The following is a 1,121-nucleotide window of genomic DNA, read 5'->3' as shown; positions in this document are numbered from 1 at the left end:
ACTTCAGGAAGAGTGGAACCGTTTAGAAGGCTCTGTTGATCCGGTTGTCTTTACCGAAGTACAGCAACGTTTTGTGCAGCAGGAAGAAAATGCCCGACAGTGGCGGGATGTGATTAACAGCTTTTTCTACCGAAAAAGTGGCATCCCCGATGAAAAGGGTCGGCCCATTTATTAACAATGACAGAAAGGATGCGCGACGGGAGGTAGTTCGATTCAGCGGGGCCTTTCTAGGTCTCTATCAGAAAAAACTCCTATAGCGAAAAGAAAAAGAAAAAACTATGCTAAAAGGGCGCTCCTAAAAATTATCCCCTGAGGGGAAAAAGCCCAAAGAGTGCCCTTCCGCTTCGCGGAAGAAGAGAAGGAGTTGTTTCATGACAAAACAGACAGAAGGCTCTCAGAACCATCAAGAACGGATACAGGCGTTGATCCGTGAGATGAGTCTCGAAGAAAAGATGGGACTCATGATCCACCGAGCTCGAGGGATCCCCCGCCTGGGGATCCCCGATTACAACTGGTGGAACGAGGCTCTCCACGGGGTGGCAAACAACGGGGAGTCCACGGTTTTTCCCCAGGCCATAGCCCTGGGTGCCACCTTCGATCCCGATCTGGTACACCGGGTGGCCACGGCGATTTCCCTGGAAGCCCGGGCAAAGTTCAACGCCGTAGGAAAAAATCAGGCAGATAAATACCATCGGGGGCTTACCTTTTGGGCCCCCAATATCAACATCTTTCGGGACCCCCGCTGGGGACGGGGGCAGGAAACCTATGGAGAGGATCCCTACCTGACAAGCCAGATGGGGACCGCCTTTGTGCGGGGTATCCAGGGGGATGATCCCTATTACCTCAGGGCCGCAGCCTGTGCCAAACACTATGCGGTACACTCCGGTCCTGAAGGGTTACGTCATACCTTTGACGCCCGGGTAAGTCCAAAGGATCTGGAAGAAACATACCTCCCCGCCTTTAAAGCCCTGGTTCAGGCAGGGGTGGAAAGCGTCATGGGGGCTTATAACCGGGTGAATGGGGAGCCCGCCTGCGGAAGTCCCTTCCTTTTGCAGAAAAAACTCCGGGAGGAGTGGGGCTTTGCTGGTCATGTAGTCTCCGATTGCCTGTCTCTTATACAC

1 protein-coding gene is annotated in these 1,121 nt (G+C 53.3%); it reads left to right on the top strand.

The window, feature by feature from the left end; all coding sequences use genetic code 11:
* Positions 1 to 434: 434 nt before the first annotated feature.
* The coding region (locus tag N2315_09475) for a glycoside hydrolase family 3 protein (protein ID MCX7829400.1) at positions 435 to 1,121 on the top strand (687 nt) is incomplete at its 3' end.

Origin of the sequence: Thermanaerothrix sp., assembly GCA_026417795.1 — a bacterium.
Classification (GTDB): domain Bacteria; phylum Synergistota; class Synergistia; order Synergistales; family Synergistaceae; genus Thermanaerovibrio.
The sequence above is the reverse complement of the archived record's forward strand: the minus strand, read 5'-3'. Positions and strand labels throughout refer to the sequence as shown.